Origin of the sequence: Lysinibacillus sp. FSL K6-0057 (genome assembly GCF_038630885.1) — a bacterium.
GTDB classification, from domain to species: Bacteria; Bacillota; Bacilli; order Bacillales_A; family Planococcaceae; genus Lysinibacillus; species Lysinibacillus fusiformis_F.
The window spans coordinates 569,158-586,944 of sequence record NZ_CP152047.1 but is presented as its reverse complement, the minus strand read 5'-3'; the positions used below and the strand labels follow the sequence as shown (position 1 = coordinate 586,944).

14 protein-coding genes are annotated in these 17,787 nt (G+C 39.3%); 1 reads left to right on the top strand and 13 read right to left on the bottom strand.

Features of this window, described 5'->3' with window-relative positions:
- Positions 1–146: 146 nt before the first annotated feature.
- From glpX to MHB40_RS02745, 5 genes are all read right to left on the bottom strand, one after another.
- On the bottom strand, positions 147–1,103 hold the full coding sequence (gene glpX / locus MHB40_RS02765) for a class II fructose-bisphosphatase (protein ID WP_004269449.1): 957 nt from the start codon (positions 1,101–1,103) through the stop codon (positions 147–149).
- A 94-nt stretch (positions 1,104–1,197) separates the two neighbouring features.
- Complete coding sequence (locus tag MHB40_RS02760; RefSeq protein WP_205446799.1) at positions 1,198–2,484, bottom strand: UDP-N-acetylglucosamine 1-carboxyvinyltransferase; 1,287 nt, start codon at positions 2,482–2,484, stop codon at positions 1,198–1,200.
- Positions 2,485–2,546: 62 nt separating this feature from the next.
- Positions 2,547–3,197 carry a fructose-6-phosphate aldolase gene (fsa, locus tag MHB40_RS02755; protein WP_004269447.1) on the bottom strand — a complete coding sequence of 217 codons (651 nt, stop codon included), beginning with the start codon at positions 3,195–3,197 and terminating at the stop codon, positions 2,547–2,549.
- A gap of 149 nt (positions 3,198–3,346) precedes the next feature.
- Positions 3,347–4,201, bottom strand: coding sequence for a class II fructose-bisphosphate aldolase (locus MHB40_RS02750; RefSeq protein ID WP_205446796.1), 855 nt, complete (start codon positions 4,199–4,201; stop codon positions 3,347–3,349).
- Positions 4,202–4,419: 218 nt separating this feature from the next.
- Positions 4,420–4,779 carry a response regulator gene (locus tag MHB40_RS02745; RefSeq protein ID WP_205446795.1) on the bottom strand — a complete coding sequence of 120 codons (360 nt, stop codon included), beginning with the start codon at positions 4,777–4,779 and terminating at the stop codon, positions 4,420–4,422.
- A 153-nt stretch (positions 4,780–4,932) separates the two neighbouring features.
- Between MHB40_RS02745 and MHB40_RS02740 the strand changes: the two genes are divergently transcribed.
- Positions 4,933–5,463, top strand: coding sequence for a DUF2529 family protein (locus tag MHB40_RS02740; protein WP_342533845.1), 531 nt, complete (start codon positions 4,933–4,935; stop codon positions 5,461–5,463).
- A gap of 597 nt (positions 5,464–6,060) precedes the next feature.
- Here the strand turns inward: MHB40_RS02740 and MHB40_RS02735 are convergent.
- The 8 genes from MHB40_RS02735 to MHB40_RS02700 all read right to left on the bottom strand — a co-directional run bounded on the left by MHB40_RS02735 (position 6,061) and on the right by MHB40_RS02700 (position 17,708).
- The gene (locus MHB40_RS02735) at positions 6,061–7,653 is read right to left on the bottom strand and encodes a CTP synthase (RefSeq protein ID WP_205446791.1); all 1,593 of its coding nucleotides are present in this window, start codon (positions 7,651–7,653) and stop codon (positions 6,061–6,063) included.
- 445 nt (positions 7,654–8,098) lie between these two features.
- Positions 8,099–8,641 carry a DNA-directed RNA polymerase subunit delta gene (rpoE, locus tag MHB40_RS02730; protein ID WP_205446789.1) on the bottom strand — a complete coding sequence of 181 codons (543 nt, stop codon included), beginning with the start codon at positions 8,639–8,641 and terminating at the stop codon, positions 8,099–8,101.
- Between the two features lie 463 nt (positions 8,642–9,104).
- On the bottom strand, positions 9,105–12,353 hold the full coding sequence (icmF, locus tag MHB40_RS02725) for a fused isobutyryl-CoA mutase/GTPase IcmF (protein WP_342533844.1): 3,249 nt from the start codon (positions 12,351–12,353) through the stop codon (positions 9,105–9,107).
- Between the two features lie 92 nt (positions 12,354–12,445).
- A complete protein-coding gene (locus tag MHB40_RS02720; RefSeq protein ID WP_342533843.1) occupies positions 12,446–13,078 on the bottom strand; it encodes a TetR/AcrR family transcriptional regulator in 633 nt (210 codons plus the stop codon).
- Between the two features lie 3 nt (positions 13,079–13,081).
- Positions 13,082–14,218, bottom strand: a complete 1,137-nt coding sequence (locus MHB40_RS02715; protein ID WP_205446783.1) for an acyl-CoA dehydrogenase — start codon at positions 14,216–14,218, stop codon at positions 13,082–13,084.
- Between the two features lie 237 nt (positions 14,219–14,455).
- Complete coding sequence (locus tag MHB40_RS02710; protein ID WP_342533842.1) at positions 14,456–15,592, bottom strand: acyl-CoA dehydrogenase; 1,137 nt, start codon at positions 15,590–15,592, stop codon at positions 14,456–14,458.
- Positions 15,593–15,651: 59 nt separating this feature from the next.
- Entirely contained in the window at positions 15,652–16,503 is an 852-nt protein-coding gene (locus tag MHB40_RS02705) for a 3-hydroxybutyryl-CoA dehydrogenase (protein WP_342533841.1), read from the bottom strand.
- Entirely contained in the window at positions 16,503–17,708 is a 1,206-nt protein-coding gene (locus MHB40_RS02700; protein ID WP_205446776.1) for an acetyl-CoA C-acetyltransferase, read from the bottom strand. The genes MHB40_RS02705 and MHB40_RS02700 overlap by 1 nt, the downstream gene beginning before the upstream one ends.
- Positions 17,709–17,787: the final 79 nt, after the last annotated feature.

Below are 17,787 nucleotides of genomic sequence, written 5' to 3'. Positions count from 1 at the left end.
TATATGGCTGCCTCAGTTTAACAATAACTATTGATATACTTTCCACCATATAACTAAACATAGCCTTAAAAATATGGGATGGTTATTTTAAGAAGAAGGTACCTAGCACAAAAGATGTACTAGGTATATTTTAGAAGAAAATAACATTAATATCTAGGTTTTTTCTCAAGAGCGTGACGGCCTTCAACAAAGCGAACCGTACCAGATTTAGCACGCATAACTACTGAATGGGTTAAGGCATAAGCACCTTTATATTGTACACCCTTTAAAAGCTCGCAATCTGTTACAGCTGTCGCTGCAAAAATAGCATCGTCACCTTTTACTAGGTCATCTAAATAAAGAACTTTTTCAACATCCACACCCATTTTTGTGCAGCGTTCTAATTGTTCTTCATCTTCAGGTACTAGTTTTGCTTGGAAATCTCCACCAAGGCATTTTAAGGCTACAGCCGCAATAACACCCTCAGGTGCGCCGCCTGTTCCAAACATAATATCAATACCTGTTTCATCAAAGGCCGTATTGATTGCTGCGCCAACATCGCCATCTTGGATAAATTTAATACGTGCACCAGCCTCACGAATTTCATCAACAATCGCTTGGTGACGTGGTCGATCTAAAAGAGTAGCCACAACATCAGAAATATCTTTATTTTTAGCTTTTGCTACTTGTAATAAGTTATAAGTGACTGAAGCATTGATATCTACTTTGCCTGCTGCTTCTGGTCCTACAGCAATTTTCTCCATGTACATATCTGGTGCATTTAACAGATTCCCTTTGTCTGCAATAGCAAGAACTGTCATTGCACCATTAGTACCTTTTGCCACAATATTTGTACCTTCTAAAGGATCCACTGCAATATCTACTTTTGGACCACCATTTCGTAAACCAAGTTCTTCACCAATATAAAGCATTGGCGCTTCATCCATTTCACCTTCACCAATTACTACTGTAGCATGCATTGGAATTGTATCGAACATTTTTCGCATCGCTGTTGTTGCTGCATCATCTGCCTCAATTTTTAAACCGCGTCCCATCCATTTCCCGGATGCGATTGCTGCTGCTTCTGTTACTCGTACTACTTCCATCGATAAACTACGTTCCATTGTTGCTTTGCCTCCCGTTATCGGCATCTTTATGTGCCAAAACATTCAAATTACCTCTATTGTAACATAATTGGTTGAAAACTTTTAGCTCTCATTATTCCTTTGTTTCAGCTACACGTGCCATGATTGTTTCACGTCGAATATCAGCGCCTAAATCACGTAATTTCTCAATAAGTGAGCTATAGCCACGTTCGATATGATAGATATCCTGAATCTCAGTTTCTCCTTCCGCTAAGAGTCCAGCTAATACTAAAGCTGCTCCAGCGCGAAGATCTGTAGCTGTTACGGTTGAGCCATGTAATTTACTTGGCCCTTTAATAATCGCTGTGTTTCCTTCTACACGAGCATCTGCATTCATACGACGAAGCTCATCGATATGCTTAAATCGAGCTGTATAAATAGTATCTGTTACTTTTGAGGAACCGAATGCTTGTGACATTAACACGGCCAGTGGTTGCTGAATATCTGTTGGTAACCCAGGATATACCAATGTTTTGACATCCACTGCCTGTAATGTGGAGAGATCTGTTTTTGGTACATAAATACTTTCTTCACCGATTTCGAATTTCACACCCATTTCACGAAGCTTGGCAATGATGGCTTCTAAATGCAGTGGGATAACGTTATCAATTGTAATACCATCACCGACTGCTGCAGCCATAATCAAAAATGTGGAGGCTTCAATGCGATCTGGTATAATCGTATGCTCAGTACCATGCAGCTCTTCTACGCCTTCAATACGAATGACACTTGTACCTGCACCTTTAATATTGGCACCCATATTCGTTAGAAGTGTCGCTACATCAATTATTTCAGGTTCTTTTGCAGCATTTTCAATGACAGTACGTCCCTTAGCAAGTACAGCAGCAAGCATAATATTAATAGTTGCACCGACACTTGCCACATCTAAATAAATTTTTGCCCCAATTAACTCATCTGCACGTAAATAAATGGCTCCATGTTCATTGGTGATTTTAGCTCCTAAAGCCTCAAAGCCTTTTATATGTTGATCAATAGGGCGTGGTCCTAAAAAACAGCCTCCTGGTAAACCAATGACTGCCTTTTTGAAACGTCCAAGCATAGCGCCCATTAAATAATAAGAAGCGCGTAACTTTTTTACGTTGCCATTTGGTAAAGGTAATGCAATCATCTCTGATGGATCGATTGTCATTTTCCCATTCTCAAACGAAACTTCCCCACCAATTTCCTCTAATAAAGCCTTTAACGTCCAAGCATCTGAAATTTCGGGTATCCCTCCAATAGTCACTGGAGAGTTCGCCAAAATTGATGCAGGAATTAAGGCGACTGCACTATTTTTTGCACCACTAACTTTGATTGTACCTTGTAGACGATTTTCGCCAGTAATTTTATAAACATCCATTTTGCGTTCTCCCTCATGATTGGAAAGTAGTATTTTTGCAATTGACACACTTTATAATCTTATTATTCGCCTTTTCTCTTATTCCAATCCGCTAAAAATCCTTCAATTCCTTTTTCAGTTAATGGATGGTGGAAAAGCTGCTTTAATACTTTAAACGGAGTCGTTGAAATATGTGCACCTGCTAAAGCTGCTGCTGTAACGTGTTGCGGATGACGAACAGAGGCAGCAATAATTTGCGTATCGATATTATGAATTGTAAAAATATCTGCAATTGTTTCAATTAACTCAACACCATTTTGACCAATATCATCTAAACGGCCGATAAATGGTGATACGTATGTAGCACCTGCACGCGCAGCCATCAATGCTTGGTTTGCACTAAAGATTAATGTCACGTTTGTTTTAATACCTTTATTTGCAAAGAAACGACATGCCTCTAATCCAGCAGGTGTCATTGGTAGTTTTACTGTAATGTTTGGAGCAATAGCAGCTAATTCCAAACCTTCTTTAATCATACCTTCTGCATCAAGTGCAATAACTTCCCCACTTACAGAGCCATCAACAAGCTCAGCGATTTCGCGAAGACGATCATGGAAAGAAACATTCTCTTCTTTAGCAACTAATGATGGGTTTGTCGTCACTCCTGATAAAATACCCCATGCATGTGCCTCTTTAATCTCTTCAAAATTTGCTGTATCAATGAAAAATTTCATACTATTTCCTCCTGATCATTTTTCTTATATTATTAAATATTTTCCAAAATTTCTTTATTTCAAAAACAAGAGAAGGTCGATTGAAAGCATCAACACTTCTCTTATTATGTGTATTTTTCTATGCTTTTGTAACATATTAAATGCAAAAATTATGCTTTTTGTGCACTTCCAAATTCACGAATTTTACCAATAACCGTTGCTTTAATGGCTTCACGTGCTGGACCAAGGAATTTACGAGGATCGTAAACAACTTTGTCGTTGTCAAGAATTTCACGAATTGCTTTTGTTGCTTCAATTTGATTTTCAGTATTGACGTTGATTTTAGCCGTACCTAATGAAATAGAACGTTGGATATCTTTTGTTGGGATACCTGTACCACCATGTAAAACAAGTGGAAGATCTGCCAATTTAGAGATTTCCTCCATTTCCTTAAAGCCTAAGTTTGGCTCTCCTTTGTAAGGACCGTGTACAGAGCCAAGTGCTGGTGCTAAGCAGTCGATGTCTGTTAGTTCAACCATTTTGCGGCATTCTTCTGGATCAGCGTAAATAATACCACCGATTACGCCATCTTCATCTCCACCAACTGTTCCTAATTCTGCTTCCACAGAAACGCCTTTAGCATGTGCGTATTCTACTACTTCTGAAGTAATTTTCACATTTTCCTCAAATGAATGATGTGATGCATCAATCATCACGGAAGTAAAGCCTGCATCAATTGCTTCTTTACATTTTGCAAAGCTAGAACCATGGTCAAGATGGATCGCTACAGGAACTGTAGTACCGTAAGATTCCATTAAACCTTTTACCATATGAACAACAGAAATAAATCCGCCCATATATTTACCTGCACCTTCAGAAACACCAAGAATCACTGGAGATTTTTCTTCTTCAGCTGCTTGTAAAATTGCTTGAGTCCATTCAAGGTTGTTAATGTTGAATTGACCAACAGCATAACCTTCTGCTTTTGCTTTAATTAACATCTCTTTCATAGATACTAATGCCATACTAAAAATCCTCCTCATAGGACTATTATTTCTACATAAACATGCCCCTCAATCATAGCAAAAATAATAGCCCCTGAAAAGCAGGGGCTATTATTTTCTACCCGAAAGCGTAGTATAACGGAGCGGCAGGGTCGACGAAGTGCAGTGTAACGAAATATCCATTCCAATTCGTCTTATATCAACATAAAAAAACAGGCCGTGTGTCCACCGCCTGCTTTTTAAACTTGTAAAGCTTTATTTACCTCATCACGCACTTCGAAAATATCAAACGGTTTCGTAAAGTAACGAATGGCTCCTAGTTCTAACGCTTCTTGCACAACATCCAACTCGCCATATGCTGTCATCATAAAGACAGGAAGCTTTGGAAATTTTTCTTTTAAACGTCTCAAAATTTCAATACCATCCATTCCTGGAATTTTCATGTCCAGTAAAACACAATCCATCTCTTGTTCGTCTGCATACTTTAATGCCTCTGAACCATTAGCTGCTAAATATGTAAGATATCCTTCCTTTTTCAGCACTTCATTTAAAAGTAAACGAATCCCCTGCTGATCATCGACAATTAGTAATCGTTTCACATTTCATTCCGCCCTTTTTAGTTTTATTCTTACACAAAAACTTTCTTTATTATGTATAATTCTCCTTTTTTAGCTTAATACCTTCTAGTATTATAAATTATCTGCTTTTGCTTTCTACCTTTTACCCCCTATAATATGAATAGAGGTGGGAACATGTCAAAAATTCTAACAACACAATTAAGTGGATTATTACAAAGAATTACACAAAATGAAGAAGAAGCTATTGAGGAGACTGCAAGGTTATTGGCGCAAGCCGCCATTGGCCAAGGAACTGTCTATTTTGCTTGCTTTGGGGAAATGCAGATTGTGGAATTAAATGCACTTCATGCAGTTGAACCGTTTAGCAAGTTAGCACCTTGGACTTCAGACACAAGCTTAACAGAAGCTGATCGTGTTTGCATTTTTACTCGAAGTGCACACGATGAAGAAGCACTAGTGTTAGCTCAAAAATTAAATACACAATTTATTCCCTTCGCGGCTGTGGCTAGTGAAATAGCCAGTGTAGATAACCCTCTTGCAGATTTAGCCTACACATATGTTTCTACACGCATTAAAGGCGGTTTATTGCCTAATGATTTAGGTCAACGGATTGTTGTACCACATGCACTTGCAGGTCTATTTGTATATGAAGCTGTCAAAATTGCTTATGATGAAATGATTGGGTTTGATGAAGAAGAACTGTAATCATCTATTTAAAAAGAGTTGTTGAAAAAAGATGATGTCAACGGCAGAAAAAGCAACTTTGCAAGGTGAGGGGTTGATTTCCGTTCCGCCAGCGTCCTTTCCAGGGGCGTCCGAGGAGCCGCTTCACTCACTTCCGTTCGCTCCAGGGTCTCCTCTGTGACGCTAAATCCCCTAGGAGTGACGCTGGCTCCACTCCAATCAACCATTCTGCAAAGTGTCTTTTCCTCATTTTTCATACTAGCGGTAGCGATCAAAATAGCCCATGATTTGTATTCTTAGAGGGGATAAACTCTTATTTTCAATGTGGAGAAGTGATGCGTGACAACACCTCTTCATAAAGAGTAGAGAACACCTTCACTTTATTTGAAAACCTTTGCTAAAAAGTTAGTGGGTTGAAGTGGAAGGCTACTTGACTCCCGTGGGATAGCGAGACAGGCGAAACCCTGCACGGAGCGGTAGCGGAGGAAGCGATTCGGCGCTCGCCCACAGGAAAGCAAGTAGCCTGCAACGGAAATCCATTTCTACCTTTCAATTGACTGTTTTGTTTTTCAACACTAAAAAGAGTTGTCTCGATATACACGAGACAACTCTTTTTGATTATTTAAATGTTGCGCCGATAAAGTCGCGGAACAATGGTTGTGGACGATTTGGACGTGACACTAGCTCTGGGTGGAATTGACACGCTACAAAGAAATTGTTTTCTGGTAGCTCAATAATTTCAACCAACTTGCCATCAGGGCTTGTACCTGAGAAGACAAGGCCAGCTGCTTCCATTGCCTCACGATATTCATTGTTAAATTCATAGCGGTGACGATGACGCTCATAAACAAGCTCTTTGCCATAAGCATTGCTTGCTTTTGAACCATCTTTTAATTTACATGGATATAATCCTAAACGTAATGTACCACCGATGTCTACAGTATCATTTTGATCTGGTAAGAAGTCGATAATTGGATACTCTGTATTTGCATCAAGCTCTGTAGAATGAGCACCTTTCAAGCCAAGAACATTACGTGCAAATTCTATTGTTGCTAATTGCATACCTAAACAAATACCTAGGAAAGGAACATTATTTTCACGTGCATATTGTGTCGCTAAAATTTTACCTTCAACACCGCGATCACCAAAGCCACCTGGTACTAAAATAGCGTCAGCACCTTTTAATAGAGAGGTAACGTTATCTGCATCAACGTGTTCTGCATTAATCCAGTCAATTTCAATATCAGAATTAAATGCATACCCTGCATGCTTTAATGCCTCAACTACAGAAATGTATGCATCTTGTAGTTCTACGTATTTCCCTACTAATGCTATCTTTCTTTTATTTGGTAAGTTCTTCACTTTTTCTACAAGGTCACGCCATTCTCCCATGTCTGCCTCTGGTGCTTCAATGCCAAAATGATCTAGAACGATATCATCTATATCTTGTGCATGTAGGTTTAATGGTACTTCATATAAATGCTCAGCATCACGAGATTCAATAATTTCATGTGGTTGAACATCACAGAATAATGCTAATTTCTCTTTCATCTCTTGTGGTACTTCTTGTTCAGTACGGACTACGATAATATTTGGCTGGATACCTAAAGAGCGTAATTCTTTAACAGAATGCTGCGTAGGTTTTGTTTTAAGTTCACCAGCTGCTTTAATATAAGGAATTAGTGTACAGTGGATATACATTACATTGTTATGACCTAAGTTCGTTTTCATTTGACGGATAGCTTCAAGGAAAGGTAATGATTCAATATCCCCTACTGTTCCACCAACCTCAGTAATCACAACGTCAGCATTTGTTTCTCGACCAGCACGTTGGATACGGTCTTTAATTTCGTTTGTAATATGAGGAATTACTTGTACTGTTCCACCGTTGTAATCACCACGACGTTCTTTCTGTAATACAGATTGGTAAACACGACCTGAAGTTACTGTAGAATGTTTCCCAAGGTTAATATCAATAAAGCGTTCATAGTGTCCTAAGTCTAAATCAGCCTCAGCACCATCATCTGTTACAAAAACTTCCCCATGTTGATAAGGGCTCATCGTACCTGGGTCAATATTGATATATGGGTCAAATTTTTGAATCGTAACTTCTAAACCACGGTTTTTTAATAAACGGCCTAGAGATGCTGCAACAATCCCTTTTCCAAGTGATGATACAACCCCACCTGTTACAAAAATATACTTCGTCATGAATAAATTCCTCCTTATGATGTTCTAAAATATTAGTGCGTTTAGGGGGGATCAGAACCATTTATATTCTAATACCCTAAAAAAAGAAAAGCCGAGAATGTCTACAAAAATGTAGTCGATTCGAAGCTGTAATCGGTTCTATCTCTTTTCCACTTTCCTTTAAACCTTAAAACTCTAACAACTGTTCAGTCACCGTTTACTATACATCATGAATAAATAAAAACATTTATATTCATATCGTTATGAAAAGTATGGGAGAACTAAACTGAATAAAGTTAAAAACAAAAAAACGCTCCTCCTGCATAGGTTTGCAGGGGGAGCGTATTATATACACGGTCTTTCTCCTTCTTTTAAGGAGCCCAAGTAAAAGATTAAACGTAACCGTGATAGAAGTCAAGATTTTTTGCTTCAAGCTTAAAAGAAAGAAAATTCTAAGAGTACTGTGCTAGACCTCTTCCTCTTCTTCATCAAATTCTTCTTCCTCTTCATCGATAAACTCTTCATCGATTTCTTCATCAATTTCTTCTAGATCTTCATCGTCAAAGTCGATATCTTCTTTTTCATCTTCTTCTTCCTCAAGGTCTTCTTCATCAATGAACTCTTCAAAGTCTTCATCAAAGTCGATATCTTCTTCCTCTAAATCTACATCCTCATCAAGATCTTCATCATCAAAGGCAGCTTTAGATTTTTTCTTTTGAGTCTTAACAGAAGGTGCTGTTTCTTCTTCAATTTGCTCTACTTTAAACCATTCACGTAAGCCCCAGCCTGCTTCCTGATTATATAAAAAGCGGCCATCAATATTCATATCTGTATAAAATTGTAACAGACGAGATTTCATTTCTGCATCACTATAGCCCACAAGTTCTTGAATTAATTTTAATAAATCATTAAAAGACACTGAGGCACGTTTTTCATTTAAAATTGCATAAGCTAAGTTAATTAACGATTCTTCTGTTAATTGTTCCTTTGTCATTTCACGAAAATTCAATTCGTGCACTTCCTTTCCCTCATCACAATGGACGTTTTAAAATTACATGGTGCTTTATTCTCCAAGCGCAGCAAAAAAGGCTACGCAAAAGGTTCTTTCCATACAATAAGCATAATACCCATTATATACAAAGTTTTAGCCCCTTTGCTAGCTTCAATTACTGTTTTTTATATTACGCATTTTTTTTATTCCAAGATAAAACAAATAGACAGATAATAGTAGTAAAGGAATAGCGCCAATTTGCTTATTATACAGGAAAATGGCTCCCAATACTAAAGCTAATATAATTATGTAGTGAATAACTGATCTCATCCTCTACTGCGCCTCCCCTTTTTTTACATTTCTATTATAGCGAAAATAAAAAGAAGTGCCTAATCTTAAGACTAGACACTAGAAACTAGAGAAGCATGTTACATAAATTAGAAAAAAATGTTAGAAAACAAGCAGTTTTGAACGACACTACTTACATATTACGACGATACTGTCCGCCAACTTCATATAAAGCTTTTGTAATTTGTCCTAAGCTTGCTACTTTTACTGATTCCATAAGCTCAGCAAAAATATTACCATTATTGACAGCCACTTCTTGTAAACGTGCAATCGCAGCTTCACTTTCCTCTTCATGTGCACTCCAAAATGTTTGTAAATTGCGAATTTGCGTTTCCTTTTCTTCTGTCGATGCACGAGCGATTTCCATATTATCTATATCAGCATCTGAAGCTGGATTTGGGTTCAAGTAAGTATTAACACCAATGATTGGTAACTCCCCTGAATGTTTTAACATCTCATAGTACATGGATTCTTCTTGAATTTTACCTCTTTGGTATTGTGTTTCCATTGCACCTAACACACCGCCACGATCATTGATACGATCAAATTCTTCAAGAACCGCTTCTTCCACAAGGTCTGTCAATTCTTCAACAATAAACGCACCTTGTAGTGGGTTTTCATTTTTCGCTAGACCATGCTCTTTTGTAATAATCATTTGAATAGCCATCGCACGTCGTACGGATTCCTCAGTAGGTGTAGTAATGGCCTCATCATAGGCGTTTGTATGCAATGAGTTACAGTTATCTTGTAATGCCATCAATGCCTGTAATGTTGTACGAATATCATTAAAATCAATCTCCTGAGCGTGTAAACTACGTCCAGATGTTTGAATATGGTATTTTAGCTTTTGAGCACGCTCATTAGCACCGTATTTATCACGCATAACAATGGCCCAAATACGTCGTGCAACACGTCCAATTACTGTATATTCTGGATCCAGTCCATTTGAGAAGAAGAATGATAGATTTGGTGCAAAGTCATTGATATTCATGCCACGGCTTAAATAATACTCTACATACGTAAAGCCATTAGCTAAAGTAAAGGCTAATTGGGAAATAGGATTTGCTCCAGCTTCCGCAATATGGTACCCCGAAATGGAAACAGAATAGTAGTTACGTACTTTATGGTCAATAAAGTATTGCTGAATATCGCCCATCATACGTAAAGCAAACTCTGTTGAGAAAATACATGTATTCTGTCCTTGATCTTCCTTTAAAATATCTGCTTGCACTGTTCCACGTACAACCTGCAATGTTTTTTCACGTGTCTCGGTAAACTCTTCAACTGTCAAAGTTCGTCCTAGCTCTTGCTCACGCAATTGAACTTGTTGATCGATTGCTGTATTCATAAACATTGCTAAAATAATAGGGGCTGGACCATTAATTGTCATCGATACAGATGTTGATGGTGCACATAAATCAAAGCCTGCATACAGCTTCTTCATGTCCTCAAGTGTACAGATGGATACACCCGATTCCCCGACTTTACCATAAATATCTGGACGGTAATCTGGGTCCTCACCATACAGTGTTACCGAATCAAATGCTGTAGATAAACGTTTTGCATCATCATCCTTTGATAAATAGTGGAAGCGTTTATTTGTACGTTCTGGTGTCCCCTCGCCAGCAAATTGGCGTTTCGGATCTTCACCCTCACGTTTGAATTGGAAAACACCTGCCGTATATGGGAATTCGCCAGGAACATTTTCTTTATAAACCCAACGCAATATCTCACCATAGTCTTCAAACTTCGGCAATGCCACTTTTGGAATTTTTGTGCCAGATAGACTTGTTGTTTTAAGGATGGTGCGAATTTCTTTATCACGAACTTTCGTCACAAATTCATCGCCAGCATAAGCTTCTTTTAAAGCCTGCCAATTGTCCAATATACGTTTTGATTCTGCTGTTAATTCATCCCTAACACCTTCTGCTAAAGAAGTAAGCGATGCAACAAGTGCATCATCTGGCGCTTTTTCTTTCACTGCTGCAATAGCGCCTTCTAATTGGAATAGTCGACGAGCAAATGCCACCTGTTGCTCTGATTTTTTATGATAGCCACGAACAGAGTCTGTAATTTCACGTAAATAATAACGGCGATCGTTTGGAATGATGACATCTTGCTTTTGCGTTTTAGCAAATTGCTCATAACTTGTTTCCCAATTAAAACCTGTTTTTTCGTTAATAATTTTAACGAGAGCTGCGAATAATGCATTTGTTCCTTTGTCATTGAATTGGCTAGCAATTGTACCGTAAACTGGCATATTATCAAGCGATTCATCCCAAAGCTCACGTGAACGTTGATATTGTTTTTGTACTTGTCTTAGTGCATCCTCTGAGCCTTTTCGCTCAAATTTATTGATAGCAATAACATCTGCAAAATCAATCATATCAATTTTCTCAAGTTGTGTTGGCGCACCAAATTCGCTTGTCATGACATACATAGATAGATCCGTGTACTTTGTAATTTCGGCATCACCTTGACCAATACCGCTTGTTTCTACGATGATTAGATCATAGCCTGCTACACGTACTACATCTAGCACATCACCAATCGATGCAGATAATTCAGTACGAGAGCCACGTGTTGCTAAACTACGCATATAAACACGGTTATTAAAGATAGCATTCATACGAATTCGATCCCCAAGCAATGCTCCACCCGTTTTTTGCTTTGTTGGATCGACTGAAAGAATGGCTACACGTTTATCCGGGAATTCTTTTAGGAAGCGGCGAATCAGTTCATCTGTTAATGAAGATTTCCCTGCACCACCTGTTCCTGTAATCCCCATTACTGGTGTACCTTTTGAAAGCTTTCGTACCTCATCTAGCATTTCCTTCGTAGCTTCGTCGTCATTTGACTCAGCTGCTGTTATTAGATTAGCTAAAATTTCTGGCGTTTCCGGCGTTAAGGACTTTAATTTCTCTAAATAATTACCCGTTGCAGTTGGAAAATCTGTTCCTTTAATTTGCTCATTAATCATTCCTTGTAGCCCTAAAACACGGCCATCCTCAGGTGAGAATATCCCTGCAATGCCATACGTATGAAGCTCTTTAATTTCACGCGGTAAAATAACTCCTCCACCACCGCCATAAATTTTTATATGTGGTGCCCCTTTTTCACGCAGTAAATCATACATATATTTAAAGTATTCCATATGCCCGCCTTGATAAGAAGAAACTGCAATACCTTGTGCATCTTCTTGTATCGCAGCATTCACGACTTCTTCAACAGAACGGTTATGACCTAAATGGATTACTTCTACACCGCTCGATTGTAAAATGCGTCGCATAATATTGACGGAAGCATCATGTCCATCAAAAAGACTTGATGCTGTCACAAAACGTACGTGATTTTTTGGACGATATACTTCTACCTTTGTCATATGAAATCCCCACTCTCTCCCCTTATTGAATAAAAAAAGCCGACAATTGCAATATCGCTATATGCAATTGCCGACAAACCCCTTACAAAATATTAGAACCCCTTTATGCCTGAAATGAACAAAGTGATTTGCATGTCAATGAATTCGTCAATGGAATGCTGACGATGTAATGCCCATTTGCGGAACGCCCAGCTTTGTCCTGAAACAACTAAGTTATTGGCTGCTAAATGGATTTGCTTGTCTGTCATTGTTAGTTCGCCAGACTGCACACATCGCTGTAACAAGCGTTCAAATGTGGCAACCATTTCAAACTCTTTACTAAAGACATAGCGTTGTGCTTCTTTGGACAATGATTTTGTTTCTTGATACATGATTGTTAGCTCATCAACCATGCTATCAATTTGCAGGAAATATTCCCTAATCATTTCTTTCAACTCATCAATTGTTCCTGCTTTAATCTCATAACTTGAAAGTCGCTCCATTGCATGGTGATAGATACTATCACAAACAAGATAAAGAACGTCTTCTTTCGTTCGGATGTACTCATACAAAGTACCAATACTAAAGCCAGCAGCTTTTGCAATCTCTCTCGTCGTGGCACGATGAAAGCCTTTTTCTCTAAATAGCTTAATAGCTCCTTGAATCATTTGTTCACGACGAATGGCGATTAAATTTTCATCTTTTACAGTTGACTGTACTTGGGGCCTTTTATCTTTTTCAGCCATCGATTATTTCGTTAGCATACGCGAGATAACAAGACGTTGAATCTCCTGCGTACCTTCATAAATTTGTGTAATTTTAGCATCGCGCATAAAGCGCTCTACCGGATAATCTTTTGTATAACCATAGCCACCAAATACTTGAACCGCCTCTGTCGTTACACTCATAGCCGTATCGCCAGACATTAATTTCGCCATTGCAGATGCCTTACCATATGGTAGGTTATTAGACTCTAACCAAGCCGCCTGGTATGTAAGAAGTCGAGAAGCCTCTATTTGAGTTGCCATATCTGCTAATTTAAAGGAAATGCCTTGGTTTGCAGTGATTGGTTTACCAAATTGCACACGTTCTTTGGCGTAGTCTACGGCTGCATCTAATGCTCCCTGTGCAATCCCTACTGCTTGAGCCGCAATACCATTACGTCCACCGTCCAGTGTCGTCATGGCAATCTTAAAGCCTTCCCCTTCAGCACCTAATAGATTTTCTTTTGGAACACGACAGTTATCAAAAATAATCTCTGTTGTTGGAGATGAACGAATTCCTAATTTCTTTTCTTTCTTCCCTACAGAGAAACCTTCAAACCCAGCTTCCACGATAAATGCGGATGTGCCATGTTTTGCTTCTGGGTCTGTTACTGCAAATACAATATAAGTATCTGCTACTCCACCATTCGTAATAAAGATTTTTGAGCCATTTAAAATATAATCATCGCCATCACGTTTTGCATATGTTTTCATGCCGCCTGCATCTGAACCTGATCCTGGTTCTGTTAAACCATACGCACCAATATGTTTGCCTTCAGCCATTGGACGAAGGTATTTTTGTTTTTGTTCTTCTGAACCAAACTTGTAAAGTGGCCAGCCTGCCAGTGAAGTATGCGCAGATAATGTTACCCCAGTCGAAGCACAGACACGTGATAGTTCCTCGACAGCAATGACATATGCAAGGTAGTCAAATCCTGCACCACCATATTCCTCAGGCCATGGAATACCAGTTAACCCAAGCTCCGCCATTTTATCGAAAATCGCACGGTCAAATTCTTCATTTTCGTCACGTTCAGCAGCTGTTGGCGCCACTTCATTTATAGCAAAATCACGAATCATTTCACGTAATTGTTCATGCTCTTCTGTTAACTGAAAGTTCATTGTCCATTTCCCCTTTTTAATTAGACTCTGTTCTGTGTTACCTGATTGTTGTTAGGTTGGATTGAGCGGGTTTCCCTTATTTTAGAGCGGGTCTACACTTTCTAGGAGCGGATTTCTACCACTTTGGAGCGGTTTCTTCTCTTAATTGAGCGCCTCTCTCACTTTTTAGAGCGGATCAACACACTTTATGAGCGTGTCTTCCTCTCTGGAGGTTTGTACCCTTCCTAACATCAGGCTTTATTTCAGTAAATGTTTACTAATGACTAGTCTTTGAATTTCACTTGTACCTTCATAGATTTCTGTAACCTTTGCATCGCGGAAATAGCGCTCTACCGGATAATCTTCCGTATAGCCGTAGCCGCCGAATACTTGAACCGCTTCTATTGCCGTTTGTACCGCTGTTCGTGATGAGAAAAGTTTAGCCATTGAAGCTTCTGCTCCACATGGTAAACCTTTTGCACGTAAATCTGCTGCGCGATAGACTAATAGTTTCGCCGATTCAACAGCTGTTGCCATATCAGCAAGCTTAAAGCCAACACCTTGTTGTGCAGCAATTGGTTTGCCAAATTGTATACGTTCTTTAGCATAAGCAGTAGCCGCCTCTAGTGCTGCTTCAGCAATTCCTAAAGCCTGTGCCGCAATGCCAATTCTTCCAACATCTAAATTGGCCATCGCAATTTTAAAGCCTTCTCCCTCTTCCCCAAGTAGGTTGTCGGCTGGAATGCGACAATTATCGAATGTCAGCTGAACAGTACGTGAGCCATGTAAGCCCATCTTATGTTCATCTTTTCCGATGATTAAGCCAGGTGTCCCCTTTTCGACAATAAATGCCGAAATACCTTTTGTTTTTTCAGCAGGGTTAGTGGAAGCAAATACAATATATACATCAGCCTCTCCACCATTTGTAATAAATACTTTGGAGCCGTTAATAACATATTCATCGCCATCACGCACTGCCTTTGATTGTAGAGACCCAGCGTCTGAGCCTGCACCTGGTTCCGTTAAACAAAATGCACCTAAATATTCTCCTGCTGCAAGTTTTGGTACATAACGTTTCTTTTGTTCGTCATTCCCAAAGTAAATGATTGGATTTGTTCCAACCGAAGTATGCACCGATAAAATAACGCCCATTACAGCGCTTACTTTTGATAGTTCATTAATCGCAATTATATACGATGTAAAATCCATACCAGAACCACCTAAGTCTTCTGGTGTAGTAATACCCATTAAGCCAAGTTCACCCATTTGCTGTAGAAGCTCACGTGGGAATTCTCCCGCTTCCATTCGCTCTACCCATGGTTGAATTTTTTCCTGAGCAAATTGACGAACCATATCGCGCATCATAATTTGCTCATCTGTAAATTGCAAATGCATCTATAATGTCACCCCTCTAAGTTGTCCCCAAACATCTAAATAACCCCATCCCCATAGGATTATTCGTAAACGTAAAAGCCTTTTCCTGATTTCTTACCTAGCCAGCCTGCTGCAACGTATTTACGTAGCAGTGGGCAAGGACGATATTTACTATCTCCTAGACCCTCATGTAAAATTTCCATGATGTAAAGACAAGTATCCAAACCAATGAAGTCTGCCAATGTTAATGGCCCCATTGGATGGTTCATACCAAGCTTCATTACATCATCAATTGCTTCCTTCGTAGCTACACCTTCATAGAGTGCGTAAATCGCTTCATTAATCATCGGTAGTAAGATTCGGTTTGAAATAAATCCTGGGAAGTCATTCACTTCAACTGGTGTTTTCGATAATTTGACCGTCATCTCTTCAACAGCTTTGTATACTTCATCTGTTGTTGCTAAGCCCCGAATGATTTCGACAAGTTTCATAACTGGTACAGGATTCATAAAGTGCATACCAATTACTTGCTCTGGACGATTTGTTACTGCTGCGATTTCTGTAATAGGCAGTGAAGATGTATTCGTAGCTAAAATAGCATGTGCTGGTGCAATGCCATCCAGTTGCTTAAAGATGGATTGCTTAATTTCCATATTTTCTACAGCTGCCTCAATGATAATATCTACATCACTAGCATCCTGTAAATCTAGTGACATACTAATTTGACCTAGAACAGCAGCCTTCTCATCTTCTGTTTTACGACCCTTTTCTACATCACGTGATAAATTTTTCGTAATAACCCCTAATCCACGCTCGAAAAATTCTTGCTTGATATCGTTCAATTTCACATCAAAGCCTGCTTGTGCACAAACCTGGGCAATACCAGAGCCCATTTGCCCTGCACCAATGACCATTACCTTTTGAATTCCCATTAGTTCAGTCCCCCTGTTTTTGGTACTTCAATCATAATTGCATCACCTTGACCGCCGCCTGAACAGATTGCAGCAATGCCGATACCACCGCCACGACGCTTCAATTCCTGTGCAAGTGTTAATATAATGCGTGCACCAGATGCCCCAATAGGATGACCTAAAGCAACTGCACCGCCATTAACATTCACTTTTTCTGCATCTAAATCTGCCAACTGCTTGCTGACTAAAGCGACTGCTGCAAAGGCTTCATTGATTTCTATTAAATCAATATCTGCTAATGATTTATTGGTCTTTTTCAGTAATTTATTAATAACAAGACCTGGTGTTTGTGGGAAGCTTTCTGGCTCAATCGCAAGTTCTTCATGACCAATGATTACTGCCAATGGTTCTCTACCTTCACGTTTTGCACGTTCCTCACTCATGACGACAAGTGCACATGCTCCGTCGTTAACCCCAGGTGCGTTACCTGCTGTAATCGTGCCATCCTTGTCAAAGGCTGGTTTTAACTTCGCCAGTATTTCCAAAGACGTACCTGCTCTTGGTGCCTCATCTGTATCCACAACAAGTGGTTCACCTTTTCGTTGAGGAATCTCTACTGGTACGATTTCTTCTGCAAAGTAACCTTTTTCAATTGCGGCTAGTGCGCGTTCATGACTGCGAACTGACCAAGCATCCTGTTCTTCTCGACTTAGCGAGAATTCTTTAGCTGTTGCATTACCATAGCTGCCCATATGCGGTCTCGCTTTATCGAAAGCACATGTTAAGCCATCATAAAGCATGCCATCTACCATTGTTGAATCTCCCATACGCAAACCATTTCGACCATTCAGAAGATAATATGGCGCATTGGACATAGATTCCATGCCACCAGCAATAACCACTTCTTCGTCCCCTAAACGAATCAATTGATTTGCTAATGTCACTGCACGCATCCCGGACGCACAAACTTTATTGATTGTTTCTGTTTTTACTGCTGTTGGTAAATTGGCCTTCAGCGCAGCCTGTCGAGAAGGAATTTGACCCTGTCCCCCTTGTAAAACAGAACCTAAAATTACCTCATCTACTTCCTCAGATGCAAGATTTGCTTTCTCTAATGCCCCTTTAATCGCAATCGCACCTAAATCACTTGCATGTAATGCTGATAATGAACCTCCAAATTTACCAAATGCAGTTCTTGCTCCTGCTAAAATTACAGCTCTATTCAAGTAAAACACCCCTTTTGTTTTACGTTCTCGATGAAGTTGTAAAGCATTATTGACTGAACGCTCGCTCGACTTCTATCGA